Raw genomic sequence first — 26,120 nt, 5'->3', positions numbered from 1 at the left:
GGTATGGGAAAAGTAAGACCGAAAAAGCATCCACCTACTACCGACATGACAGCCATGACGGATGTAGCGTTCCTGTTGCTTACGTTTTTTATCATGACAGCTACATTTAAGTCAAATGAAGCTGCCGAGATTACCACACCAACGTCAATTTCCGGAATTAAAGTACCTGATGAAAACATTATGATCATCAGTATTGACAACTCAGGAAAAGTATTCTTTGGTGTTGACGCCCAGGCAACCCGCGTCGGTATGCTCGAAAACATTGGCCAGACCAAGGGTATTTCGTTTAGCGATACGGAGAAAGCCAAATTTGCCCAGAATGCTAGTTTTGGATTTCCGTTGAATCAACTGAAACCCTGGTTAGCACTTTCCAACGAGCAGATGAGCGCAGTAAAGCAGCCGGGTATTCCTGTAGACTCTACGGGAGTGAGCGAACTAGCCGACTGGGTATACGCTGCTCGTAAGGCGAATCCACAGCTTAGACTGGCCCTTAAGGGAGATCAGATGGCTAAGTTCCCGGTATTTAAGGATGTACTTACAAACCTACAGTCGCAGAACATTAACAAGTTCAACCTGATTACAGGTACAGAACAACCCCCTTCGGGCTGGACTGTTGACTAGTAAGGTAAGCAAGTAGGGTATCATATCACCTGAAAAAAAAGCAAAAAAATGGCAGAAATAGTAGACGCCGGTGGTGGGCATGGTAAAGGCGATGGTAAGGTAAGGGCCAAAAAAATGTCTACCCGTGTAGACATGACTCCCATGGTGGACCTGGGATTCCTCCTGATCACGTTCTTCATGCTCGCGACCACCATGAGCAAGCCAACCTCCATGACGCTTAATGTTCCTGACAAACAGGAAGACAAGAAGGAGCAGCAAACTGAGCCTTTGAAGGCCTCCAAGGTATTGACCATCTTTATGGGTCGCAACAACGACATCTGGTACCTGGATGGCGTAGCGGCTGATGATGACAACGCCGAGGCAGCTTTGAAAAAGACCACGTATGGTACGGGTATCCGCGATGTAGTTTTTCAGTCCAAAACCCGTATCAATTCCCAAAATCCGAAGGATGAAGCCGGGAATGATCCTTTTGTAGTGGTTTTGAAGCCGACACCTGTATCAACCTATAGAAATATGGTGGATATTCTGGACGAAATGGCCATTACTAAATCAAAGCGTTACGCGCTGGTAGATGAACTAACGGAATCCGAAAAGAAGCTCTTGGGCGACCGGGTTGTTCCTCAGCCAGAGTAGCAGTTATTTGTAAATTGTATTAACCTAAAAACAATAGCGCCATGGCAGAAGTAAGCCAGAATGCAACACTGGAAGACATAGTGTTTGCAAATCGCAACAAGGCGTACGGTGCGTATTCACTTCGTCAGGATTATCGCGGTGTAATAAACCGTGCTACCCTACTTGGAGCCACTCTTTTTGTACTTGCCATGTTTACTCCAACGCTTATTAATAAGCTGATGGACTCGGGCGAGGAGCAGGAAGTAATGGTAGAAGTGGATCTAATGAAGATACCGCCGCCACCCCTTGATCCTACGGAGCCACCACCACCACCACCGCCGCCCGTTGAGACGCCTAAGGTGAATACGGTGAAGTTCTTACCGCCCGAAGTAAAGAAAGATGAAGAAGTGCCGGAAGAAACACCGCCACCCACCGTCGAAGAACTGAAAGAAGCGGTAGCTGCAACGGAAACCGTAAAAGGAGATCCCAATGCTGAAGAGATTATAATTGCTCCTGAGCAAATTGCCGCTCCCAGCAGAGGTGTTGTTGTTGAAGCTGCTCCGGCCGAAGAGCAAATCTTTACGGTAGTAGAACAGCAGCCGGAATTTCCGGGAGGAATTGCAGAAATGTACAAGTTCCTCAGCAAAAATATCAAGTACCCAAGCGCAGCCTCACGGGCCAACGTAACGGGTAAAGTATTTTTGACTTTCGTTGTAAATACAGATGGAAGTATCCAGGATGTAGCGGTACTGAAAGGACTGGGATTTGGTACTGACGAGGAAGCCATGCGGGTAGTAAAAACTATGCCTAAGTGGAAGCCTGGAAAGCAGTCAGGTCGTCCGGTACGGGTAAAGTACAACCTGCCGATTAACTTCCAACTCGAGTAAAATTCATGAAAGAAAGACCATTGCATGAGAAGGTTTCAATCCTAACCTCCATGATGATGGCTCTGGTATACGCAGGAGGAGGGATCTATCTGATCGCCTCCTCCTCGTCTTTTAATCTGATACCGGCAGGTAGTTGGGGCCGTTACCTGCTTAGTGCGGCGTTGATCGCTTATGGCGTATACCGGGGTTATCGGGCATGGAAGAACTGGGAGAGAAGTGAAGAGTAACCATAAATTGTGAGATATGAAAAGAGGATCGTCACTGGGCATAGCAAGTGTACTGATAAGTATTTTTATCTGGACGGGTTGTACCTCTGACTCTTCGTTGGATAATCCACGCCAGGGTACTATTACTGTAGCCGCGGACGAGTCGTTCCGGCCGGTAGTAAGTGCACTTACCAGGGCGTACGAGGGAATATATCCGGAAGCTCATTTTAATGTTTTGTACCGGCCCGAACAGGAGGCCATTCTGGCGCTTTTGCAGGACAGCGCCCGCCTGGCCATTGTTACCCGCGAGCTAACCGTAAAAGAAAGAGACATTATACGAAAGCAGGAAGGGGCGCATCGGGTGCAGCATATTGCTATTGATGGCATTGCCCTTATTACCAGCAAGGCCAATTCCGATAGTCTGATCACCATGCCCGAACTGGAAGGAATCTTTAATGGTACCCTAACCGACTGGTCGGGACTAAAGGACAGTAACCAGTCCGGCAAGATTACCCTGGTTTTTGACGATGCCAATTCCAGCAATCTGGGTTATATGCTCAAGCATTTTAATGTAGAGGATGTTACTAAGTTGCGGATTTTTACGGCCGGTAATAATGAAAAAGTAATTGATTATGTTCGAAAAAATCCCCAGTCTATCGGCTTTATTGGGGTGAACTGGATTAGTGACGGCGATGAGTCCATTACCTATGAATTGTCTAAAGGCATTCACGTATTGGGGGTGTCGGATAAGGCTGAACCGGCTTCCATTGCCGACTATTACCAGCCGTTCCAGCGGGACTTAGGCCGGAGAAAATACCCTCTATCCCGCAAGCTGTACATTATTAGCCGCGAAGGCTTTGCCGGACTGGGCGGTGGTCTTATGACTTACATTGCCCGGGATGTAGGTGGGCTTATCATTCAAAAAATGGGGCTGATTCCGGCGATCCCTTACCCCAGAGAAATAGAATTACGGTCAGAACAAAATTTTTAGAGTTCGGGCACGATTTCTTACATTTGAAAGTTAATACATATAAACACAAAATTTTTTATCCTTTTCCAATCCGGTTAAAAAATGAACACTAAATTGAAAACAATGTTCGGAGCACTCTTACTGAGTGCACTTACGCTTGCAACAGTTGTTGCTCAAACGCCTGAGGAAGGATTTGCGCAACTGGAAGCAGAGCGTCCTAATGATGCGAAAGCGATTTTTACCAAGTTAGCAGAAGGCAGTCCCACGCCAGAAAGTTACTATAATTTGGGCTATTTCTATGTGCGCAACAAACAACTGGATGAAGCGCAGAAAGCCTTTGAAAAAGGCCTGTCTTTGGATGACAAGAGTTACCTGAATCAGGTAGGTCTGGCTACGGTAGCTTTGGGTAAAGGTGATAAAGCCAAGGCGCAGGAATTGATCGCTCTGGCTGAGAAGAAAACCAGAGGTAAAGATGCTCAGGTACTATACCGTGCCGGCGAAGCGTATACTCTTTTTGAAAAGAACAACGATCCGGCCGAAGCTATCCGGTTGCTTGATGCCGCTATAAAGCGTGACAAGAGTCTGGCAGATGCTTATATAGCCAAAGGTGATGCGCTGATGCTTCGCAACGAAGGAGGGCCGGCCGTAACGGCTTATGAATACGCTCTGATGGCCAAGCCCGGTTATTCCTTAGCCAACAACCGTATTGGTCAGGTGTACCTGCGTGGTAAAGCCTACAACCAGGCGCTTGACTTCTACAAAAAGGCCATTGACGACAATCCTAACTTCGGGCCTGCTTATAAGGACCTGGCTGAGCTTTACTTCTTTGCCCGTCAGTACAAGCGTGCGGCTGAGAACTTTGATTTGTACCTTCAGAAAAGTGGCAACACTGACCCTAAAATGGTACTGCGTGCCGCTCAGTTCGCCTTTACCGCCGATGATTATACCAAAGCACTGGAATTGCTGGATTCGGTAAAAGGAAAACTTGATGACACGATCCTGAAGCGGATGTATGGTTGGGCTTATTACAAGACCAACGATATGGAGCAGGCTATCAAAAATCTTGAAGAGTTTATTGAGAAGTACCCGAAAGAAAAAGATGAGGAGGGTAAAGCCAAACAACTCGTTCCTGACGACTATAAGTATTTGGGACGCGCCTATAATAAGATGACAACGTCTGGTAAAGAGTATGACTCTACGGGTATGCAGTACATTTTGAAGGGTGCCGATCTGGATACAAGTGCAACCGAAGCAGCTACTACCTACAAAGAAGTAGCGGGTCTTTACTACAAAGAGAAGGAGTATGACAAAGCGGCCAGCACTTTTAAGAAGGGTATTGCACTGGATACGGCCAAAGCCTCTCCGAACGACTACTACTACCTGGGACTTTCTTACTACCAGGAGGCGGCTAATACTAAACAGGATAGCTCCACTACGATGGATAGCGCTCAGGTAGCTCAGACTAAATTCAATACCTACCTGCAGGCCGATTCAGTATTCGCAAAAGTTACTGAAAAGTTACCGGATTGGCCTTTTGGCTACTACTGGCGCGGTAGTGCTCTGTATAATGCCCATGGGCCACAGGCAAACCTGGAACAAGGTATCTCGGTTCCCCATTACCAGAAATTTATTGAAGTAGCGGAGCAGAAAGGAGATGTAGCCAAATCATTTCTGAAGCAAGCGTATCAATATATGGCCTTCTATCACCAGACAATTACCAAGGATGAAGAGAAAGCCAAAACCTACTGGACTAAGCTACTGGAAGTAGATCCGGCCAATCAGCCCGCTAAGGATGCACTCGGTATAGCTGAAACCGCAACAACACCTGCGAAAGGAACTACTACTCCCAAGCAGAAATAGTAAAATACATAAGCTTGTTACTACAAGCCTCTTTACAAGCAAAGGCCCCCGGAGATTTTCCGGGGGCCTTTGTGTTTTGAGTGGCAATCTTAAATAATACTAAGCAGCAATAGTGGGTAAAGAAAAGCAGCTGTCTAAAACTGTCCGATATATAGAACCAAATCGTTTGTAGCACCAGTTCTTTAATCGGTTTACTTCGTCGGGCATTAGCATTCGCAGGGCTTTTCTTAATTCTTTTTCAAATAACCTGCTGTCAAAGCTTACTTTTTGCAGAATAATTTTAATGTATTCAAGCATTGAGGCCATAGTAATTATGTAGTTTTGTGGTTTAGGAAGGCAATAGTAAAACCACCGCCTATGTTATTAAATAATAGCCCGTAATTGGTACATTGCCACTTTATATAACGAAACCATTTAATGAAATTATATGTTTTTTTAAATATTTTTTTGTGCTTTTCGTTACTTACTTCTGCCCAGGAACAAGTACCCGAGATTAGTGTTGAAGTAGGCAGCAAAACTCTCTCTATTAACAATCCATTTGTCATTTCTGTTATTGTCCGCCATAGCGAAGAACGCCCCACGGTTACCTTTCCCGATATACCCGGCCTCGAAAAAAGGAGTGCATCTGCCACCAGTGCTGTAACTACTTTGGGCGGTAAAGCTGCTATGGTTCAGACCATTACCCAACAGTACCTGGCAACCCGCGCCGGCACTTATGAGGTACCGCCGCTTACAATAACGGTCAATAAAGAAAAAATAGAAATTGAAGAATTCACCCTTACTTTTTCGGTAGACTCATCCGGAGAAGAACCAACCACCAGCCAGGTACCAGCGGCGCCCATACCCGAGATAGCCGCCGAAGACCTGGATAAGGGGTCCATTTTTCTCGCTGTACAGGCTACCAAGCCAGAGGTCTTTGTAAGAGAAGGATTTGCGGTTCGGTTCTCACTATACGTTTCAGAGAATGCCCCGGTAGAAATGGAGTTCTTTCAACTGGATAGTCAGCTACAGGCCATCATCAAAAAGCTCCGCCCGGCCAGTTGCTGGGAAGAAAACGTAGGTATTGAAGAAATAGTCCAGAATACAGTTACTATCAACGGCCGAAGGTTTACGGAATACCGCATGTACCAGTCGGTATTTTTCCCGTTAACAACCCAGAATGTTGCTTTTCCGGCAGTAACACTTGATATGCTGGTATACGAAGGACAAGATAAGGGTAATAGGGTAAAGACCATCCGGAAGTTCACTTCCCGCCCGGTACGGGTACGGGTACAGCCGCTTCCCCCGCATCCCCAAAGAGACCAGGTAGCCGTAGGAGAGTATACCCTTGAAGAGCGGGTTACCAAGCAGCAGGTAGCTTCCGGAGAAAGTTTTCGTTATATCTTTAAGATAGCCGGTACCGGTAACCTGGCCGCCGTTACGGTACCAGATGTCCTTACCAGTGCTTCCTTTGATTTTTATCCTCCCGAAGTAAGTCAGGTAGTGAGGCGTAGCTACGAGCGGGTCAGCGGAGAGAAATCCTTTAATTATTTTGTGGTAGCGCGGCAAAACGGTACATTCCCTTTGGGCAGGTACTTCCAGTGGGTTTACTTTGACCCCCACAAAGCCCGCTATGATACATTGCGGTCCGACCGGGTTATTGAAGTACTGGGGGAAAGCCGCCCGCCCGACGTCCTGTCATCAGAAGGAGACCTGCTGACGTACGAAAACCTGGCCCGGCTGGATACCTCCGAGCCCTATATCAATTACCAAAGCCTGACCCGCACTTTAATCAATGCAGTTGTAATTATATTATTGATGGGGACCCTTTGGATGTTCCGAAAATAAACAGAGACTATGAGTAGTACGTACGGTAAAATATTTAAAATTGCCACCTTTGGCGAATCACACGGAGCAGGGATTGGCGTAGTGATTGAAGGATGTCCGGCTGGTATTGACTTCAGCCTGGACTATATTCAGAGTGAGCTGGACCGCCGGAAGCCGGGGCAGTCACGTATTACCACCCAGCGCCGCGAAGCCGACGAGTTTGAAGTACTATCGGGTGTATTTGAAGGAAAAACCACCGGCACACCCATCGGGCTGGTTATTCGCAACCAGGATCAGCGTAGCAAGGATTATTCTCACATAGCCGCTCAGTACCGGCCCTCCCACGCCGACTATACTTACCAGGCCAAGTACGGCGTACGTGACTACCGGGGCGGGGGCCGTAGTTCAGCCCGCGAAACGGCTGCCCGCGTTGCGGCCGGGGCTTTGGCCAAGCTGCTACTGCAAAAGGCAGGAGTAACCGTACAGGCTTACGTGTCGCAGGTAGGGCGGCTGAAGCTGGAAAAAGGCTATCAGGAACTGGACTTCGCACAGGCCGAAAACAATGCGGTGCGCTGCCCGGACCCGGCCATGGCGCAGCAGATGTTTGACTTTATTGACGAAACCCGCAAAAGGGGCGACTCGGTGGGTGGTGTCGTAACCTGCGTGGCCAAAGGGGTACCCGTTGGTTGGGGGGAGCCCGTATTTGACAAACTACACGCCGAGTTGGGTAAGGCTATGCTGAGCATTAATGCCGTCAAAGCATTTGAGTACGGAAGTGGCTTTGCGGGAGTTGAAATGTTTGGGTCCGAACATAACGATGCCTTCTATACCGATGACCAGGGCCAGGTACATACTACTACCAATCATTCAGGCGGAATTCAGGGCGGCATCTCCAACGGAGAAGATATCTACTTCCGGGTGGCATTTAAGCCCGTAGCGACTATTATGCAGGACCAGGATAGTGTAGACCAATTTGGCGATAAAGTAACGGTACAGGGCAAAGGACGCCACGACCCGTGCGTAGTACCCAGGGCTGTTCCCATTGTGGAGGCGATGGCAGCACTGGTATTAGCTGACTTTTACCTGCGTGCCCGGGCCAGCAGGCTTTAACTGTTGCGCCGACGGCGGTGGTAAAGGCTCAGCACGAGCAAGATGGTACCCATAAAGTCTACCCCGAGGCCGGCCAGGATAGTCTGGTTGCCAAAGGGCATCGTACGAAGATTCAGGAAGGCTCCGGTAACGACTATCACCAGGCCGATGAATAAGATAAGTAACGCGTTTGTAATGCTAAGTTTCACCCGCTTTGGTAGTTCGTTACAGAATCAGGACCGCCGTACTGGTTCAGGAATGCAAAAGCGGCTGGTCTTTTTTTCGAATATAAGTATTCTACTGATTCTAATCTACTTACCAGCGCAGGTATTTGCGCAGCCGGTACGGTACGAGTTTGCCCGGGGGCTAATGGGTTCGCAGTTCCGGCTGATCCTGTACGCACCCGATAGTACCACGGCCCATCAGGCTGCCAACAGGGCATTTGAGCGCATTGAAGCCCTTAATGAAATTCTAAGCGACTACCGCGACGGCAGCGAAATCAACCGCCTCTCGGCGCGGTCGGGTACGGGCGAGTGGGTGGCCGTCAGTCCCGAACTTTTTGACATTCTTTCTATTTCCAAAAAAATCAGCCGACAGACCGGGGGTACTTTTGACGTTACCGTTGGCCCGGTGGTGCAGCTTTGGCGACGGGCTATGCGCCGTCAGTACTTTCCCGAAAAGGAGGCTATTCAGAAAGCCCGCCGGAGCGTAGGCTATCGTTACATAGAGTTGGACCCAGGGGAGCGTAAAGTACGCCTGAAACGGAAAGGAATGCGGCTGGATGTAGGTGGTATCGGTAAGGGCTACGCCGCCGATGAGGCAGTGCGGGTACTTCGCGAGCGTGGAATTACCTCGGTACTGCTCGACGCCGGAGGCGACCTTACCCTGGGCGATCCTCCGCCGGGGGAGCCGGGCTGGAAAGTAGAGATTTCTTCGGGTATCAAAGCAGACTCAGTACTAACCCTCGAACTGGCCAATACAGGCATAGCTACCTCCGGAGCCAGCTACCGCTTCCTCGAGCACCAGGGGCAACGTTACTCCCATATTGTAGATCCGCATACTGGCGTGGGCCTTCGGTACCATGTCCGCACTACCGTACTGGCGCCCACGGGTACCCTGGCCGATGCCCTGGCTACGGCCCTGAGTGTAGCGGGAATCCGGCGCGGAAAAAGGCTCTTGAAACAGTTTCCGGAAGTACAGGTGTGGCTCCTCGAAACAAAAGGGAGATCGGTCAGGAGCTGGAATACGCTTTCTCCGTTGGCTCCCTGACGATTAGCGGCTTATAGTACCCTCTCCATTTCTGAATCCAAAGCACCTGGCCTCCGGTTGATGCATACGTATATATACGTATTATTTGTGGTAATGTACCAAACATTACTTTACGGACACAGTTAAAGGGGAGAAGGGAAGAATGATTTGAGCACCTGACAAGGCACTGGCTTTGTCATAACAAATCAAGAGCATGGATAGAGTTGAGAATGAGCTAATCTTCAGGGATCGTCGGCATGCCGGCGAAGAACTAGGCAAGTACCTGGCACCTATTTACAAGCATCTGCATCCACTTGTACTGGGTATACCCCGAGGAGGCGTTGAGGTGGCCTACTACGTCGCCAAAGAGTTGGATACGGATTTGTCTCTCGTCATTACCAAAAAGCTACCTTTTCCGGGCCACAAAGAATACGGCTTTGGCTCCATAGCCGAAGACTACTCCGTGTACATCTCGCCCCGGGGGGAGGAAGGCCTTTCGAAGGAATCCATTGAACAGGTAATCGAAGAACAAAAGCAGGAAATCAACCGGCGGGTTAGTCAGTACCGGCAGGGGCGTTCTTTACCTTTTATGGAGGGACGTATAGTACTGCTGGTAGACGATGGCATCGCCACCGGTGTTACGCTAATTGCGGCTATCCGCCTTTGCCGGAAAAAACGGGCCGCCCGTATTATCCTGGCGGCTCCGGTGTCGGGCTACAGGTACGACAAAGCCCTGGACGAAGCCGACGCCCTGGAGGTACTGGTACAACCCGAGCCCTTCTTTTCGGTGGGGCAGGCCTACGAGGAGTTCGGAGACTTTACGGATGAGCAACTGGCCGATTTACTGAAACGAGCCGAAAGAGAGAAGAAACCAAATGGAAACTGGAATTAACGCGGTGCCCATTACTTGGAGAGGAGAAAGCTATGGCAACAGGACCTACCAACCAAAGAAGCTATACTGCTGCGGATGAGGTAAAAGAAAACCTATTTCATCTGCAAAATACTAAAGATCTGGACCCGCTGCTGGACCGGATCGGCGATGCCCGCTTTGTGTTGTTGGGCGAAGCCACCCATGGTACCCACGAGTACTACGTCTGGCGAACGGAGATAACCAGGCGGCTGGTGGAGGAGAAAGGGTTTAACTTCGTAGCGGTAGAGGGCGACTGGCCTGACTGTTACCGGCTCAACCGCTACATCAAAGGGTACTCCGACCAGGACAAAAAGCCGATAGATATGCTACGGGGCTTTGAGCGCTGGCCCACCTGGATGTGGGCTAACCTGGAAGTAGCAGCCCTTATCACCTTTCTTAAAGACCACAATGCCCAACTTTATCCCGACCAGCGGGTAGGGTTTTACGGCCTGGATGTTTACAGTCTGTGGGAATCCATGGATACCCTGGTGGAGTACCTGGAAAAAACGGACCCGAACGCAGCGGCGCTGGCCCGTAAAGCTGCTCAATGCTTTGAGCCTTACGCGGAGGATGGACAGCTGTACGCTACGGCACAAATGGAAGGCCTGCCCCAGGATGGCCTGCCCCAGGAAGGCCTGTCTCAGTCTTGTCGGGAGGATGTGGTAAAACTACTAAGAGAAATAAGAGCCAAAGCTCCGCAGTACGATCACGACCCCGAAGCAGCCCTGAATACCGAGCAGAATGCTCACGTGGCGGTGAATGCCGAAAGGTACTACCGCAGTATGGTGGGCTTTGACGACAACTCCTGGAATATTCGGGACACGCACATGGTCGAAACGCTGAACCGGATCGCCAACTTTTATGGTCCTGGGTCCAAGGCGATTGTCTGGGAGCATAATACCCATATCGGCGATGCCCGCTATACCGACATGAAGCGGGCGGGTATGGTCAACGTAGGGCAACTGGTGCGGCAGCAGCACCACGAAAACGAGGTAGTACTGGTAGGCTTTGGCTCCTACCAGGGAACTGTAATAGCCGGTAGCCGTTGGGGCGCGCCCATGGAAGTTATGGAAGTACCTGAAGCCCGGGAAGGGAGCGTAGAGGAGCTACTACATAACGAGTCGGCGGAAGACAGGCTTCTGATTTTTGACCGTTACAACCCAAAGGAACGATTTAGTAAGGTTATGCCGCACCGGGCCATTGGGGTGGTGTACAATCCGGAATACGAAAGCTACGGCAACTATGTACCTACGGTACTTAATGCCCGCTACGATGCCTTTATATTCCTGGATACTACCACGGCGCTGCACCCCCTGCGCCTGCAAACGGACCAAGAACTGACGCCGGGTACCTTTCCGTCCGGGAAATAGGTGTTAGCTGGTAGGTGTTAGTACTTAGCCGTTAGCTTACTATTAATTCTTTTTACCAATAAATAAATTGAATAGAATATTGTAAATAATTTTAATACAAATTATCTACAATATTCTATTATACAGCAAATTAGAGAACTAACGGCTAATTTCTAACAACTATTTATAAACAGAAGAAGCCCCGGTACTGTGTAAGTCCGGGGCTTCTTGTTATTCTAATAGTTGTATAGCCGAAGATTTAAGAGCTAAAAGCTAACGGCTAACTACTAATAGCTACCTACTAAATCACCTGCGTCTTACCGGGAACCGCTACGGGGTAGTAGCCATCCGGACCGGGAAGTACTTTAGGCGTAGCATCCCAGGCCAGCTTATCCGGGAAGAGGTTGATGTTCGAGTTGAGCGCTTCGTCCCACTTCACCAGCTTGCCCGAGTAGGTAGCCATCCGGCCCATAATGGCCGTCATGGTGCTTTTGGCGGTGCGCTCGGCATCAGCAAATTTATACTCTCCTTTGGCAATGGCCTCAAACAGTTCGTCGTGCTCTACCTGGTAGGGATTAATATCTTTCTTGCTGTCATGGGCATACATAACCCCCCCCTTGTAATCTTTCAGGACAGTGCTCTTGTTAGAGAAGCTATCAATGCGCCCTTTAGTACCCACAAAGGCCTCATCTACGCGACTATAGGTACCTTCGTAGTGGCGGCACTGGCTCGAAATGGTAGTACCGTCGGCATAGACCAGATCCAGCATGTGATGGTCAAATATCTCACCATATTTCTTGCCATCCCGGGTCTCTCGTCCTCCGGTTCCTTGAATCTCAACGGGATACGCTCCCTTCACCCAGTTGGCTACGTCGATGTTGTGTACATGCTGCTCTACGATATGGTCGCCGCACAGCCAGTTGAAGTAGTACCAGTTTCGCATCTGGTATTCCATTTCGGTCATGCTGGGTAGGCGGTCTTTAACCCACACACCCCCGCTGACCCAGTACACCTGTCCGCCCACGATGTCGCCCAAAGCGCCGTCGTGGATGCGTTTGATGGCCTCGCGGTAGTTGGCCTGATAGTGGCGCTGCAGGCCAGTCACCACGTTCAGTTTTTTCTTCTTGGCGATTTCGGCCACTTCGAGCACTTTCCGGATACCGGGCGCATCGGTAGCTACGGGCTTCTCCATAAAAACGTGCTTATTCTGACGCACGGCTTCTTCGAAGTGCGACGGACGGAAGCCCGGAGGGGTTGCCAGAATCACCACATCAGCCAGGGCAATAGCTTGCTTATATCCTTCAAAACCCACAAACTTATTTGCCTCAGGTACCTCTACCTTATTCACTTCTTTACCCGAAGCATCTTTGTACTTGCGTTTGGTCAGACCGTTGTAGGCATCATCCAACCGATCGCGGAAAGCATCGGCCATAGCAACCAGTTTCACGTTTTGGGTAGTACTCAGGGCCTGAGCAGCAGCTCCCGAACCACGGCCTCCACAACCAATCAAAGCGATCTTGATGGTATCGTCTACTGCACTATTATAGCCGTAGGATGCCAGAGGGCTGAGCATGGCGCCGCCCGCCAGTAAGCCAGTAGCTTTTAGAAATTCGCGACGATTTTTTTCCATTGTAATGTTATGTTAAGAGTTGAAAGGAATATATGTTACAAAATCAATAATCTTCGATCAGAGGTGGATTGTAGTACTTTTCAATTTCCTCCTTAGAAGGAGTTTTCTGCGGCCGCACCAGGCGCAGCCCCACAAAAGAGGCACTCGTCAGCCACCATTCGCTTTTGGGTAGTTGGGGGTCCAGAATCTTCCAGTCGGGGGAAGAAGGTATCCGGGCCGCACTGCGGGCTACCGGAGCCTCGTCGTCCCATGAGCCACCACGTACTGCGTTGGGATATAACTCAGTAACAGGTGCAAAGGGTTCCTTTACTTCACCTTTAGCCTTTTTGGTGTAATAGTCGGCATAGTACTGGTCCAGGGTCCACTCCATTACATTGCCATGGATGTCGTGCAGGCCCCAGGGGTTGGGCTTTTTCTGGCCAATCTGCTTATAGGCACCGTCGCTGTTGTCCTTGTACCAGGCGTAGTCGCCCAGTTGGGCGGGGTCGTTGCCAAAGGAGTAGGCAGTTTTGGAACCGGCACGGGCGGCATATTCCCACTCAGCCTCAGTCGGCAGGCGGTAAAAAATACCCGTTTTTTCGTACAGCCACTTACAGAAATGAATAGCGGAGTACTGCGTCATATTAATAGCCGGATACCCCGAACGCCCCATACCGAACGACATGTCTACGTAAGGCGGGCTGGGGCGGGTACTGGCGTCGGTTTTGGCAATGCTGTTGGTAGGGTCGGGGTTACGGGCGGCCATTTCTACCTCCATATTTTTAAAAGCAAACAGGTCGTAAAGGTCCCAGGTCACTTCGTACTTGCCCATCCAGAATGGCTCAATCTTTACCTTATGCTGCGGACCTTCGTCTTCGTTGCGGCCTTTCTCAGAAGCCGGACTTCCCATCATAAACTCACCACCCGGAATAGCCACCATATCGTAGGTTTGGCCGCTGCCGGGTATTTTTTGGGTATAGCTCTTAAAATCAGCCTGAGCGGAGGCTAATAGGGGTAAAAAAAGAGTAACTAGTAAACTGGTTAAACGCGTATTCATCAGGCTAAACTACAAATGGACTATTTGAAACAGGTGCATTTAAGTATAAAGAGTAAAAATAGCGAAGTTATACTACACAAAAGAGGATTTTTAAGATATGTTTGTTACCAGGGGTATAGACTTTACCAGCATCCCCGCCCAAAAGCAGGTTCTTAACCGTTATAATCCTAACTTTGGGTTTTACTTCTTTATTGGTACATGAATTATCTTTCTGCAGAAAATATAGCCAAGTCATTTGGTGAAAAATGGTTGTTTCGTAACATTACCTTCGGACTCAGCCGGGGCGACAAAGTAGCCCTGATTGGTACCAACGGGACCGGCAAAACTACTTTTCTGAACATACTAGCCGGCCTGATGCCACCCGACGAAGGCCTGGTGAGCTTGCGAAAGGATATCCGCCTGGGGTACCTCGACCAAAGCCCCACCTTCGACGAGGCCCTGCCCGTGATAGAGGTCATCTTTGCGTCGTCCAATCCGGTGGCGCAGGTAGTAAAGCGCTACGAAACAGCCCTTGCTTCCGGGAACAATAACGAACTGACGGCTATTCTTGGTGAAATGGATGCGCTGAAAGCCTGGGACTTTGAGGCAAAGGTCAAAGAAATTTTGGGGCGACTGGGTATTCACGACGTAGATGCCCGCTTTGGTACCCTCTCGGGCGGGCAGCGCAAGCGCGTGGCCCTGGCCAAAGTCTTGCTCGAAGACCCTGACCTGCTGATTCTGGACGAACCTACCAACCACCTGGACCTCGACACCGTAGAGTGGCTCGAAAACTACCTGGCTACCCAAAACACTACACTCCTGATCGTTACGCACGACCGCTACTTCCTGGACAATGTGTGTAACCAGGTGGTGGAGCTGGATAATGGCTCGGCTTATAGCTACAAGGGCAACTACTCCTATTTCCTGGAAAAGAAAGCCGAGCGCGAAGAAGCCGAAGCCGCCGAGATTGACAAAGCCCGTAACCTGATGCGCAAGGAACTGGACTGGATTCGCCGTCAGCCCAAAGCCCGGGGTACCAAAGCAAAGTACCGGGTGGATGCTTTTGAAGACCTGAAAGACAAGGCAAGTCAGAAAAAGTACGACAACCAGATGGAGCTGAACGTAAAGGCTACGCGCCTGGGCAGCAAAATTGTGGAGCTGCAGAGCGTAGGTAAGCGCTTCGGTGACCGCGAGCTGATCCATAACTTCCTGTATACTTTCCGCAAGGGCGACCGCATTGGCATTGTAGGCCAGAACGGCATGGGCAAAAGTACCCTGCTCAATATGATTACGGGTGAACTGCGGCCGGACAATGGTCAGGTAGTACGCGGCGACACGGTGCAGTTTGGCTACTATACCCAAAGCGACCTACAGTTTCAGGACGACCAGCGGGTTATTGATATCGTCAAAGATGTGGCCGAAGTAGTGCGCCTGGGTACCGGCCAAACCGTTACTGTCTCAAAGTTTCTGGAGGCGTTTCTGTTTTCACCTTCCAAACAACACGACTACATTGCCAAGCTCAGCGGGGGCGAAAAGCGCCGCCTGCAGCTGCTGCTCATGCTCATAAAAGAGCCCAACTTCCTGATTCTGGATGAGCCTACCAACGACCTCGACATCAATAGTCTCAATGTACTGGAGGAGTTCCTGGCCAACTTTCCGGGCTGTCTGGTCATCGTATCCCACGACCGTTACTTCCTGGACCGGCTCGTTGACCACCTGTTTGTATTCGAAGGAGAAGGGAAAATCCGCGACTTCCCCGGCAATTACAGCGACTACCGCATCTGGCAGGAAGAGCGGGAGGCGGAACAAAAACGCGGGCAGCAACTGGCCAACAGCAAACTGGCTGCTACCTTAACTACCGAAGCTAAACCGGCAGGTACCTCTGCCTCATCCAAACGAAAGCTGAGCTACAAGGAGCAGCGGGAATTAGAACAACTGGAAACGGACATAGCGAAGCTGGAAGAACGGAAGGCCCAACTCATCGGGAAGCTCAACAGCGGCGGCTCGCACGAGGAACTAACCGAATGGGCCCGGGAAATTGAGCAGCTTACGGAGGAGCTTTCGGAGAAGGAAATGCGCTGGCTCGAACTGTCAGAATTTGCTTAACTTTGGAAAGTTCAACCCCTTAGTTGCCCTGGCGAGTTATGGTTGCTACGTGCAGTAAAGGGAGAGTACTTTTGATACATACGGCCGTTTTATGAATTCTATACTTGAATTTTTTCAGTACCTGCTCGATTCCGAAGAACTCATCCGCACCGGGGGGCTGGTAGTTATTACCCTCATCGTTTTTGCGGAGAATGGCCTTTTCTTCGCGTTTTTTCTGCCCGGCGACTACCTGGTTTTTCTGGCGGGGGTATTTTGCGGTACTCAATTGCTGGATGTACCCATCTCCCTGCTGTTGCTGTGTCTGTTCTCGGCGGCGGTACTGGGGTCGCTGGTGGGGTACCTTTTTGGTAAGTACTTTGGTGACCAGCTCGAAAACCGGAAAGACTCTTTATTCTTTAAGCGCAAGCACATTGAAACCACCCGCAAGTACTTTGAGAAGTACGGCAGCCGGACGCTGGTTATCAGCCGTTTCCTGCCCATAGTACGAACCTTTTCCCCCATTCTGGCGGGGGTGGTCAAGATGCGGTTTGTGGATTTTATTATCTATAATGTGCTGGGAGGCGCTATATGGATAGGTGCCCTGACGGGCGGTGGTTACTTCTTTGGAGAGCGTTTTCCCTGGATTATGGACTACGTACACTACATCATTATCTTCTTCCTGGCCATTACAACTTTTACCGTTGTAAAGGCATACTTTAGTGCCCGCAAGGAAATGAAGGCCGAGCAGGAGCGGGTCGACTAGTACCTACTCCTCTTCCGTCCGGAACCAGCCCGCGTAGGTAATGTAGTTGTTGGCGGTGCGGGTAATAACTTCGTCCAGCTCGGGTGAAACTTTTTTCAGGAACCGGGCCGGATTGCCCGCGTAGATACTCCCCGGTTCCACGCGGGTACCCTGCGTAACTATGGCTCCCGCCGCTACAATGGCCCCCTCGCCTATGACGGCCCCGTCCATCACAATGGCCCCCATCCCTATAAGTACCCGGTCTTCGATGGTACAGCCGTGCACAATGGCATTGTGCGCAATGGACACGTAGTTACCGATGGTGGTACTGAACCGCTGGTACGTACAGTGAATCACGGCCCCGTCCTGGATGTTGGAGTTATGGCCAATCCGGATGCTGTTGACATCACCCCGCACCACCGCATTGAACCATACCGTGCAGTTTTCACCCATCACCACATCGCCCACCACCGTGGCGTTATCGGCCAGCCAGCAGTTGTCGCCGAAGGCAGGTTTTATTCCCCGTACAGATCTGATTAAAGCCATAGGATAGTCTGGCCGCTAGGTGGTACCTTCGGCCGGTAAGTTAGTAAAGGATTAAAATCAAAAGCTAAAAGTAGCACCCTCGTTTGATTTAATAAACAGGCCAGCCCTTATCGGCAGATCCTGGCCTTACTCACAGGTACTTCTTTGTGGAATAAAAATCGTGGAATGGTTTTAATGAAGAATTTTAGCAGGCGAAAAATATCTTTTTCGTCAATAGGAAAAGAAGGTTTAGGCGTATATTCAGAAGTATCAACCACTAAAAACGTGACCTATGGCATCAGTTGTAAATATATCAAAGGGTAGTTTGCTGATTGCGGAACCCTTTTTGGAAGACCCTAATTTTGAGCGGGGCGTTATCTTAATGTGCGAACACAATGAGCTGGGTTCGTTTGGTTTTGTGTTGAATCAGGCTACCGAGCTGATGCTGGGCGATGTCCTGGAAGAAACCATCTACCAGGACATACCGCTGTACCTGGGCGGACCGGTCGAGAAAAATACCCTGCATTTTATTCACCGCCGCCCCGACCTGATTGAGGGAGGCTCCGAAATTGGAGAGAATATCTACTGGGGTGGGGATTTTGAACAGTGCAAGACGCTGATTAATGTCAATCAGATCACCAATGAAGACGTCCGTTTCTTTGTAGGATATTCGGGCTGGGGCAGCGGGCAGCTACTGGACGAGCTCCTGCAAAAGACCTGGATTGTAACCCAGACTACCTCGGAGTTTCTGTTCACTACTCCGTCCAACCAGTTCTGGCGCGAGGTACTTAAAAACATGGGGGGCAAGTACCGCGCCATTGCCCACTACCCGACCGACCCGAGTCTGAATTAGGGCTTTTTGTAGAGACGCAACATCTTGCGTCTGGTACATGTATCGAATATTTAATATGGATGCGTATAAAAAGTATCGTGTCTCTTCGGCGCGATTGGCTAACTGGGATTATGGGTCACACGGTGTTTATTTTGTTACTATTTGTACTGCAGGTCGGGAAAATTACTTTGGTGAAATAAAAGAAAATCTTCCGGTTTACTCAGAGATTGGAGAAATAGCCTTTCAGTATTGGTTGAATATACCTGCGCACTTTCCTTTTGTTGTTATAGATCACTTTGTGGTGATGCCTAACCATCTGCATGGTCTTCTATTTCTGGATCGGCCACAACATCATAGCTGGAAACCTAACCGCTTTGGCCCTCAATCGCAGAACCTGGCCTCTATTATACGTGGATATAAGGCAGGGGTAAAAAAATACGCGACGCAACACCACATAGAGTTCTCGTGGCAGCCACGTTATTACGATCGGGTAGTCAGAAATGAAGATGAATGGAACCGGATTCGCCAGTACGTGGCTGATAACCCTCTGAAATGGGATCAGGATCGGGACAACCCCGAAAATTTGTACATGTAGAGACGCAAGATTTTGCGTCTCTACTGTGCAGCCTTGACAATATAGTCCGGCGTCGCGGGATCGTTGGCAAAGAATTCTTTTGGAACGGAGCGGCTGAGGGCCCAGCGATCAATCCAGGAAATGCCGTAGTTGCCAAATTTGGTTATTTTTTCCAGATAAGCTTTATCCTGAAGGGCTGTGTATAAATCTACGAACGTGTACCCGTTTCGCTTGTACATCTCAGCTAGCTCATCCAGATAATCCGCGTTGAGCAGGTTGGCGTGTATCAGCAAGACCTGCGGAATTTGCCGGTTGAATAGCCTGCTGCTCGCCTGCTCGTAAAAATAGACCTTGGCCTCCATGTACTTTACGTAGTCCGAACCAATGCGCTGCATCTGCGCCTTGTTATTCTTTTTGTGCGCATTGGAGTAGGCTTTGGCAAACAGATAATCTTCGTTATCAATGGTGACGGGAGCCTCAATGTAGTTATGGCTTTCAAGGAAGGTACTTAATGAATCGTACCGTGCCTGATTCTGGCCAATGTGCAGGAACGGGTGCCGGAAGTACTGCCACGGTAAACCGGCTTTTTTGCTCAGCGGCGGAGTTACCTTTTCTCCTTTTAGTATATCATTCGTAAATTCAGTAAACGGCGTTTTGTGGTAGCTCAGATGGCTGAAAGTATGGTTTCCTAACTCGTACCCCCTATCCAGCCACTGACGCAGCAGGTTTACGCTTTCCTTATGTACTTTCCCTGATTTGTACAGCTTCCTTTCATTGACAAATCCAATGGCAGGTATGTTGTATTTCTGGAAGTGAGCGACCAGCTTCTGGGTAATCTCTTCCTGATTTCCTTCGCCATACTCCACCGTAGGCAAGTCATCCACCGTAACGCATAGCTGCTTAGGTTGCGCTATGACTCCAAAGCCGGTAATGCTGAGTAGAAGAGCAAGTACTTTATTCATGCCTGAAGTAGGATACTTTCCTTATTTCTTTTCCAGCGACTTCACAAACAGGATAACTGATTCAATATCGGTATCGGACAGGATACCCTGGAAGGAGGGCATCTCCGGATTATAGCCCTTCACAATTTTAGCCGTTGGATTCAGGATGGATTCCCGGAGGTACTGCTCGTCGGCCACCACGGTGGTACCATCCTCCAACGGACGTTTAGCACCGTACAGCCCCTGGAACGGAGGACCGTACATACCCTTGGTGCGGGTACCTTCCGAGTGGCAACCGGCGCAGGCGGTTTTGGTGAAAACAGCCCGCCCTTTTTCCGCGGAGGCTACTTCTTTGGGTTTCTCCGCCGAAGCTTCTCTGCGGGCCGTCAGGAGAGCATAATCTACTTTTTCAAAACCATATTTGGCGGGCGCCAGGTCGTCCAGGTGATTAATCGTAAACCAGAACTGGTCGTCAACTTTACGGCCATCCTTAGCCTTTAACTGATAGTCCACCTCCATCTGCATTACTTCTTTCATCTCCGGGACCAGCAGCAGTACCTTTTTGCGGTCAGGCGATACGTAAGCGGCCGAAACGTACATGGTTTCTTCGCCCGTAGAGCCATCCAGTTTGTAGTGCCCGGAGCCGTACTCTTCGGTCCGCTTGTAGTTGTACCTTTTTACCTTAAAATTGTCCGGGTTGGAGGCTACGGCCGGGTCCAGTTCCGAATCAAAACTTAGTACAATTCCCTGCTTTCCACTCTCAAATCCATTGACCATATAGCTGGGCTTGCCCGTGTAGCGCAGCCGCAGCAGGGCGCTCAGCCCTTTCGAATTGGAACCCCACAGGTTAAAGCCCGCCACGTAGAGTTGCCCGTCCACGGGATGCGTTGCGCCTTTGGAAGTAGGAGCGGGGTAGTCGGCATGAATGATTGAAACACCCCCCTGTACACCCTGCGAAGTACTATCTATAAGTACCCTGAACAAACCGGGGCGACCAAAGGAGAAGTGTACCATGTTCCCGCTCAGGGGGCCCATTTTGTTACTGGTTACCCAGGCCTGTGAGATACTCGACTGGTCAATGTGGTGAGGAATCCAGGTAAGCGGCGGGGTTATCTCGGGATTCTCCTGCCCATGAGCGGTGGGGCTTACGCCGTAGTAGTCGCCTTTCTTTACCAGGTAAATCGGCGTAGAAGGCACAAAGTTACCCTGCTGGTCGGAGGAAGTAAGAACACCGGTTTGGGGATGGATACCCAGGTACGGCCCCCGCAGTCCCGTAGCGATCACCTCGGATTGGCGACCATCCGCTGAAATCCGGAGAATAGTACCGTTGTGCTTTGAGCCCGCCCGGAAGCCTTTACCCACCTGCGGCGTCATACCCGGACCGTTACTCAGGCTGCCGCCCTTGGCTACATAAAAACTACCGTCCGGCGCGGCTACCAGATCGGCCGCCCACTCCCGCCCTTCGGGCGACTGGGACATGATGTTCGAAAAATTTTCGTAGTAGTCGGCTACGCCGTCCCGGTTCAGGTCGTGCAGCCGCACGATGCCCTCCCGCCCAAACACATAAACCGTATCCTTCACTACCTCAATGGTCATGGTCTCGTGCATACCAGACGCAAACCTAGTCCACGTTAAGTTCTGGAGTCCCCGGTCAATGCCGTCAATCAGCCAGACATCCCCCTCGAAAGTAATGGCCGCAGCCCGTCCGTCTTTAAAGAAAGACACATCAGCCACCCGCACGTTCCGTTTCCAGGGGTTGGGTAGGGGCAGGGTCAGTTTGTCGGTCATGAAGGCCGCCGTGTCCGGCGCGAGTACGCCCCGTGTCACTACCTCCTCCTTCCAGTAGGCGGGACCGCCTTTTGTTACGTCGGGAAGCGTAATTTTGGTTGATTTAGTAGCTTTCTCAAATTGTTTGATCAGTCGGGCGGGACCTTTCCAGACCAGTACCGTAGCTTCCATGCCCTGGCTGGAAGGCGCTACTATGATTTTCAGGTGACCCTTATCCGATACGCTGGGTGTCATCAGCTTGGTACCCTTACCAGCCAGCCCCACCGCCGTCACTGTATCCTGATTGGTTCCCTGATAGATGTACGCGAAGCGTGCATTCTGCTCTACTTTTTTAGCATTGGGTACTTCTGCCAGCACCAGTCCCAGCGCATCGCTGGAGGAGCCTATTTTGAAGGTTCGGGTAAAGGCGGTTTGTCCGTTGAACGAAATACTGCCCGGCATTTCCAGTATAGGTACTTGACCCACAGTATAGTTCAGTACTACCTTATCACCGTGCGTATAAACCCCATTCCAACGGGCCTCTTCGGCCGGTAGCGGCATCCAGTCCCGTCGGGGAGTACCTACCTCGAAGTTTGCCGGATTGTCTTTCAGTGCTACCCAACCCGCGTAGCTTCCGGTAGCCAGCTGGGGTACTCCCCCCACGGTAGCCAGTTTATTACTCTTGTTGAAAAAATCACTGTATGAAACCTGCGCCATCAGGTTCATGGACATGAAGCTGCGGGTCCAGGCGACCGACCACCGGAGCAGGTCCGTATCAAAGCTTACGTAGGCGCTGTCGCTGAGCCGGATCGCCAGCGTCCGGGCAGCCTCATTCTCCTTAGGGAAGCCCGGCCCCAGCTTGCGACCATCAATGGACGTAGAGATAAAAGGGAAGTCAGGCTCCACAAAGGGGGCGATTTCGAGAGTATCGGGTTGGGTGGTAACTACTTTTTTAAAATCAGAGTTACCAGCAAGAAATAGCGAAGCCACGGACAGCACGCCGACCGAAGCAATGAGGGAAACTTTACGTGAAATTCTGAACATTGATCTATTTTATTGAAAGCAAAGCCTTTCTTTATCTAAAAGCAAAGATAACATTCTTACCTACCGAACTAAACAACCAGTATGTAGTGAACACCTTTGCAATAACACAGACGCAAAAAGTATCGGTCTGCCTTTACAAACGAAGGTAAAAACAAATTCCAGATACCACAGTACCTGGAATTTGAAATGGAGAAGTACTACTAGCAGGGAGCCTGGTTTTACACCAGTTTGTCCGGTGTGATGGGGAGTTGCCGGATTCGTTTGCCGGTGGCATTAAAAACGGCGTTGGCAACGGCCGCGGCTACCCCCACTATACCAACTTCCCCCAGTCCTTTTATGCCTAATTTGTTTGAGTGTTTGTCTTCTTCCCGGATAAAAATGGCTTCCATGGTACCTATATCCAGATTAGAAGGAACGTGATAGTCGGCCAGGGAGCGGGTTACGAAGTTACCCCAGCGCGGGTCCACCACCGATTCTTCGGACAAAGCCATGCCAATACCCCAGGCAATACCTCCAAGTACCTGCGAATTGGCCGTCTTAGGGTTGAGGATTTTGCCCGCTCCGGTTACGGCCAGGAAGCGGTCTACGCGTACCATGCCAGTATACATATCTACCCGCACCTCTGCAAAGTTGGCGTTGAAGCTGTGCGACGAGTACTCGTCGGCGCTTTCCAGTTCTTTCGAATCTGCCCGGGTCTGGAACTCAGTAACTTTTTCAGATAGCATCAACTGAGCGGCTGTCGGCCGGGCAAAAAACTGTTTGCCCGATTTGGCCATCAGTTCATCCGTGATTTTTATACAGGCATCATTTACTACGTTGGCGTAGCTGGTGGCCCCCACTGACCCCACCGAGCCAGCGGCGGGAGGCAAATCAGAATCACCAATTTTGACAGTTATCCTTTCCATCGGCAAGCCCAGTGCGTCGGCGGCGGTCTGGGCCAGAATGGTATAGGTACCAGTGCCCAGGTCGGCCGCGGCCAGCTCAACGGTGGCAGTCACTTCATTGCCCTTTCGGTCCAGTTTTACCAGCGCGGAGCTGGGCCTTTGGTGCGCCGGGTAAGTACCGCAGGCCACCCCGTAACCAATGAGGTAGTTGCCCTGCTGGTTCTGGCGGGGTTCGGGCCTGCGCTTCTCCCAGCCAAAGGCTTTGGAGCCTTCCCGCAGGCATTGTACCGTAGTTCGTGACGACCAGGGTTTGCCATTGGAGGGGTCACGCTCGGGCTCATTTTTGATTCGGAATTCGATGGGGTCCATTTTCAGCTTGTAAGCCAGCTCGTCCATCGCCGATTCCAGCGCAAAGCTTCCCGTGGCTTTTCCCGGCCCGCGCGTGTAGGTAGGCAGGATAATATGCATGGGTACTACCCGGTAGGAAATGAGCGAATTGGGCGTCGCATACATGACTTTGGAGCAGTCGCCGCAGGGCTCCACAAACTCATTGTCAATGGCGCAGTGGGTGGTTGTTTCGTGCGCCAGGGCCGTCAGTTTGCCGTCTTTGGTAGCGGCCAGACTTACTTTCTGGTGGTTCCGCTGCCGCAACCCGACCGAATTGAACATCTGGTGGCGGGTCAGGGCCAGTTGTACCGGCCGGTTCACCATTTTGGCCGCTATCGCCGTCAGCACCAGGTTGGCCCACTGCCCGCCCTTGGAACCAAATCCACCGCCGAGGTAGGGCGATACGATACGTACCTGCTCTGGCTTGAGGTTGAGCGTGGCGGCGGCGGCACTCTGCGCTCCGGTTACGATTTGGGCACTGTTGTACAAGGTTACGTGGTCGCCCTTCCACTCGGCGATGGTGGCGTGGGGTTCCATGGGGTGGTGGTGCTCCATGGGCGTTTCGTACACCTCCTCCACTTTAAATTCGGCGTTGGCGAGTGCCGCTTTCACATCTCCGCGTTTTACATCCGCCCGGTCCTTATCTTTTGGTGTTTTGGCTTCTTTAGATAATTTTTCAAAGTTGGTTTTGGGCGACGCCTCTTCGTACTTTGCCTTTATTAAGCGGGCGGCGTGCCGGGCCTGTTCAAAAGTTTCGGCCACCACCAGGCCAATGTGTTGCCCGTAAAATTCAATAACCGGACTTTGTAGCATGGCTCCGCCCCGAATGCCTCCTTTTTCGTTCAGCTTAGGCACATTTTTGTGGGTGATTACGGCCAGTACACCCGGTGCTTTCTCGGCCGCGGCGGTATCAATGTCCACAATCTTTCCGGCGGCAATGGTACTTTTAAAAATCATGGCGTGGGCGACATTAGCCACCGGATGGTCCACGGAATAATCAGCCTTGCCGGTTACCTTTAATATCCCATCGATACGACTGACGGGCGTGCCGATCATTTTATTTTTCTCTTCCATAAAATTTGGGGCTTATAAAAATCAGGACCTTTTTCCATCCATGGCTATTTGCAGAGCCCGCACAATGCTTCGTCGGCCCAGCTCCACTTTGTATTTGTTATGCTCCAGAGGCTTCGCCTCCGCCATGGCGGCTTCGGCCGCCAGCTTGAAATTAGCTTCGGTAGGTTCTTTTCCTACGAGCATCTGTTCGGCTTGCAAAGTCCGCCAGGGCTTGTGCGCCACACCTCCCATCGCAATCCGGGCCTGCACAATTCGGTTATTGGCCACCTCCAGGGCCGCCGCGACCGAAACCAGAGCAAACGCATACGAAGCCCGGTCGCGTACTTTTAGGTAGTATGATTTTTCGGCGAAGTTGTTCTTAGGTAGCTCAATGGCCGTAATCAGTTCACCGTGCGCGAGATTGGTGTCTTTTTCGGGCGTATCGCCCGGCAGGCGGTGAAAGTCTCGAAAAGGAATGGTTCGTTCCTGTCCGGCTGCATCCCGGACCCGTACCACCGCGTCCAGCGCGGCCAGTGCTACCGACATATCCGAAGGGTACACGGCGATGCATTTGTCCGACCAGCCAAAGATGGCATGCAGCCGGTTGATGCCTTCCATGGCGCCGCAGCCGGTACCCGGCTCGCGTTTGTTGCAGGGCATGGATACTTCGTAGAAATACGGACAGCGGGTACGTTGCAACAGATTGCCTCCGTTGGTCGCCATATTCCGTATTTGTCCGGAGGCACCCGCCAGTATAGCCTGTGTGAGCAGCGGGTAGTGCTGGCGCACCAGCGCATGATTGGCCGCGTCGGTATTCTTGCCCAGTCCCCCGATGGACAGCCCGCCTTTGAGGGTACCGGTAACTATGGGTTTTATCTGGTCAAGGCCCAGGCGGGAAATGTCAATCAACTCATTGGGCCGCTCTACATCTTCCTTCATCAGGTCCAGCAGATTGGTACCGCCCGCCAGAAACCGCCCTCCCGGATTGGCCGTCAGGAGTTGGGTGGCGGTGGAAACGTCTTTGGCATTCGTGTATTTAAATGGTCTCATAACCTCTCTATCAGCAAGTGAAGTACTTATATC

At 50.8% G+C, this 26,120-nt stretch carries 24 protein-coding genes; 15 read left to right on the top strand and 9 right to left on the bottom strand.

Going from position 1 to position 26,120, the window contains the following annotated elements:
- Window positions 1–3 precede the first annotated feature (3 nt).
- The 6 genes from VGN67_RS13540 to VGN67_RS13515 all read left to right on the top strand — a co-directional run bounded on the left by VGN67_RS13540 (window position 4) and on the right by VGN67_RS13515 (window position 5,156).
- Entirely contained in the window at window positions 4–621 is a 618-nt protein-coding gene (locus tag VGN67_RS13540) for a biopolymer transporter ExbD (protein WP_327487377.1), read from the top strand.
- 48 nt (window positions 622–669) lie between these two features.
- Window positions 670–1,254 (top strand): biopolymer transporter ExbD, encoded by a 585-nt coding sequence (locus VGN67_RS13535; protein WP_327487376.1) that lies wholly within the window; start codon window positions 670–672, stop codon window positions 1,252–1,254.
- 41 nt (window positions 1,255–1,295) lie between these two features.
- Window positions 1,296–2,120 carry a TonB family protein gene (locus VGN67_RS13530; protein ID WP_327487375.1) on the top strand — a complete coding sequence of 275 codons (825 nt, stop codon included), beginning with the start codon at window positions 1,296–1,298 and terminating at the stop codon, window positions 2,118–2,120.
- Between the two features lie 5 nt (window positions 2,121–2,125).
- Window positions 2,126–2,347, top strand: coding sequence for a hypothetical protein (locus tag VGN67_RS13525; protein WP_327487374.1), 222 nt, complete (start codon window positions 2,126–2,128; stop codon window positions 2,345–2,347).
- Window positions 2,348–2,363: 16 nt separating this feature from the next.
- Window positions 2,364–3,317, top strand: coding sequence for a substrate-binding domain-containing protein (locus VGN67_RS13520; protein ID WP_327487373.1), 954 nt, complete (start codon window positions 2,364–2,366; stop codon window positions 3,315–3,317).
- An 81-nt stretch (window positions 3,318–3,398) separates the two neighbouring features.
- Window positions 3,399–5,156: a tetratricopeptide repeat protein gene (locus VGN67_RS13515; protein WP_327487372.1), complete on the top strand. Its 1,758-nt coding sequence runs from the start codon at window positions 3,399–3,401 to the stop codon at window positions 5,154–5,156.
- Between the two features lie 99 nt (window positions 5,157–5,255).
- Here the strand turns inward: VGN67_RS13515 and VGN67_RS13510 are convergent, their stop codons facing one another.
- Window positions 5,256–5,462 (bottom strand): hypothetical protein, encoded by a 207-nt coding sequence (locus VGN67_RS13510; RefSeq protein ID WP_327487371.1) that lies wholly within the window; start codon window positions 5,460–5,462, stop codon window positions 5,256–5,258.
- Window positions 5,463–5,573: 111 nt separating this feature from the next.
- Between VGN67_RS13510 and VGN67_RS13505 the strand changes: the two genes are divergently transcribed.
- Both VGN67_RS13505 and aroC read left to right on the top strand, forming a co-directional pair.
- Window positions 5,574–6,983 carry a BatD family protein gene (locus VGN67_RS13505; RefSeq protein ID WP_327487370.1) on the top strand — a complete coding sequence of 470 codons (1,410 nt, stop codon included), beginning with the start codon at window positions 5,574–5,576 and terminating at the stop codon, window positions 6,981–6,983.
- 9 nt (window positions 6,984–6,992) lie between these two features.
- Window positions 6,993–8,072 (top strand): chorismate synthase, encoded by a 1,080-nt coding sequence (gene aroC / locus VGN67_RS13500; RefSeq protein WP_327487369.1) that lies wholly within the window; start codon window positions 6,993–6,995, stop codon window positions 8,070–8,072.
- Here aroC and VGN67_RS13495 read toward each other — a convergent pair.
- Complete coding sequence (locus VGN67_RS13495; RefSeq protein ID WP_327487368.1) at window positions 8,069–8,260, bottom strand: hypothetical protein; 192 nt, start codon at window positions 8,258–8,260, stop codon at window positions 8,069–8,071. The genes aroC and VGN67_RS13495 overlap by 4 nt on opposite strands.
- Here VGN67_RS13495 and VGN67_RS13490 point away from each other — a divergent pair.
- The 3 genes from VGN67_RS13490 (at window position 8,247) to VGN67_RS13480 (ending at window position 11,579) form a co-directional block, all read left to right on the top strand.
- The gene (locus VGN67_RS13490; RefSeq protein ID WP_327487367.1) at window positions 8,247–9,320 is read left to right on the top strand and encodes an FAD:protein FMN transferase; all 1,074 of its coding nucleotides are present in this window, start codon (window positions 8,247–8,249) and stop codon (window positions 9,318–9,320) included. The two genes, VGN67_RS13495 and VGN67_RS13490, sit on opposite strands and share 14 nt — an antisense overlap.
- Before the next feature lie 193 nt (window positions 9,321–9,513).
- A complete protein-coding gene (locus tag VGN67_RS13485; protein WP_327487366.1) occupies window positions 9,514–10,191 on the top strand; it encodes a phosphoribosyltransferase in 678 nt (225 codons plus the stop codon).
- 32 nt (window positions 10,192–10,223) lie between these two features.
- Window positions 10,224–11,579 (top strand): erythromycin esterase family protein, encoded by a 1,356-nt coding sequence (locus VGN67_RS13480; protein WP_327487365.1) that lies wholly within the window; start codon window positions 10,224–10,226, stop codon window positions 11,577–11,579.
- A gap of 280 nt (window positions 11,580–11,859) precedes the next feature.
- On the opposite strand, the gene VGN67_RS13475 is transcribed toward VGN67_RS13480, so the two are convergent.
- Together VGN67_RS13475 and VGN67_RS13470 are read right to left on the bottom strand one after the other, a co-directional pair.
- On the bottom strand, window positions 11,860–13,188 hold the full coding sequence (locus tag VGN67_RS13475) for a Gfo/Idh/MocA family oxidoreductase (RefSeq protein WP_327487364.1): 1,329 nt from the start codon (window positions 13,186–13,188) through the stop codon (window positions 11,860–11,862).
- A gap of 43 nt (window positions 13,189–13,231) precedes the next feature.
- Window positions 13,232–14,224 (bottom strand): formylglycine-generating enzyme family protein, encoded by a 993-nt coding sequence (locus VGN67_RS13470; RefSeq protein WP_327487363.1) that lies wholly within the window; start codon window positions 14,222–14,224, stop codon window positions 13,232–13,234.
- A gap of 198 nt (window positions 14,225–14,422) precedes the next feature.
- Between VGN67_RS13470 and VGN67_RS13465 the strand changes: the two genes are divergently transcribed.
- Together VGN67_RS13465 and VGN67_RS13460 are read left to right on the top strand one after the other, a co-directional pair.
- Window positions 14,423–16,309 (top strand): ABC-F family ATP-binding cassette domain-containing protein, encoded by a 1,887-nt coding sequence (locus VGN67_RS13465; protein ID WP_327487362.1) that lies wholly within the window; start codon window positions 14,423–14,425, stop codon window positions 16,307–16,309.
- Window positions 16,310–16,400: 91 nt separating this feature from the next.
- Window positions 16,401–17,051 carry a DedA family protein gene (locus VGN67_RS13460; RefSeq protein WP_327487361.1) on the top strand — a complete coding sequence of 217 codons (651 nt, stop codon included), beginning with the start codon at window positions 16,401–16,403 and terminating at the stop codon, window positions 17,049–17,051.
- A 3-nt stretch (window positions 17,052–17,054) separates the two neighbouring features.
- On the opposite strand, the gene VGN67_RS13455 is transcribed toward VGN67_RS13460, so the two are convergent.
- The gene (locus tag VGN67_RS13455) at window positions 17,055–17,576 is read right to left on the bottom strand and encodes a gamma carbonic anhydrase family protein (protein ID WP_327487360.1); all 522 of its coding nucleotides are present in this window, start codon (window positions 17,574–17,576) and stop codon (window positions 17,055–17,057) included.
- 271 nt (window positions 17,577–17,847) lie between these two features.
- On the opposite strand from VGN67_RS13455, the gene VGN67_RS13450 reads away from it, so the two are divergent.
- Window positions 17,848–18,408 carry a YqgE/AlgH family protein gene (locus VGN67_RS13450; protein WP_327487359.1) on the top strand — a complete coding sequence of 187 codons (561 nt, stop codon included), beginning with the start codon at window positions 17,848–17,850 and terminating at the stop codon, window positions 18,406–18,408.
- Window positions 18,409–18,445: 37 nt separating this feature from the next.
- Entirely contained in the window at window positions 18,446–18,982 is a 537-nt protein-coding gene (locus tag VGN67_RS13445) for a transposase (RefSeq protein ID WP_327487358.1), read from the top strand.
- Between the two features lie 20 nt (window positions 18,983–19,002).
- Here the strand turns inward: VGN67_RS13445 and VGN67_RS13440 are convergent, their stop codons facing one another.
- The 4 genes from VGN67_RS13440 to VGN67_RS13425 all read right to left on the bottom strand — a co-directional run bounded on the left by VGN67_RS13440 (window position 19,003) and on the right by VGN67_RS13425 (window position 26,087).
- The gene (locus VGN67_RS13440) at window positions 19,003–19,923 is read right to left on the bottom strand and encodes a polysaccharide deacetylase family protein (protein ID WP_327487357.1); all 921 of its coding nucleotides are present in this window, start codon (window positions 19,921–19,923) and stop codon (window positions 19,003–19,005) included.
- 21 nt (window positions 19,924–19,944) lie between these two features.
- The gene (locus VGN67_RS13435) at window positions 19,945–22,713 is read right to left on the bottom strand and encodes a DUF6797 domain-containing protein (protein ID WP_327487356.1); all 2,769 of its coding nucleotides are present in this window, start codon (window positions 22,711–22,713) and stop codon (window positions 19,945–19,947) included.
- Between the two features lie 218 nt (window positions 22,714–22,931).
- Window positions 22,932–25,058: a xanthine dehydrogenase family protein molybdopterin-binding subunit gene (locus VGN67_RS13430; RefSeq protein WP_327487355.1), complete on the bottom strand. Its 2,127-nt coding sequence runs from the start codon at window positions 25,056–25,058 to the stop codon at window positions 22,932–22,934.
- Window positions 25,059–25,079: 21 nt separating this feature from the next.
- Window positions 25,080–26,087, bottom strand: coding sequence for a xanthine dehydrogenase family protein subunit M (locus VGN67_RS13425; protein ID WP_327487354.1), 1,008 nt, complete (start codon window positions 26,085–26,087; stop codon window positions 25,080–25,082).
- Between the last annotated feature and the right edge of the window lie 33 nt (window positions 26,088–26,120).

It is taken from the genome of Telluribacter sp., assembly GCF_035998675.1.
GTDB lineage: Bacteria > Bacteroidota > Bacteroidia > Cytophagales > Spirosomataceae > Telluribacter.
The sequence above is the reverse complement of the archived record's forward strand: the minus strand, read 5'-3'. Positions and strand labels throughout refer to the sequence as shown.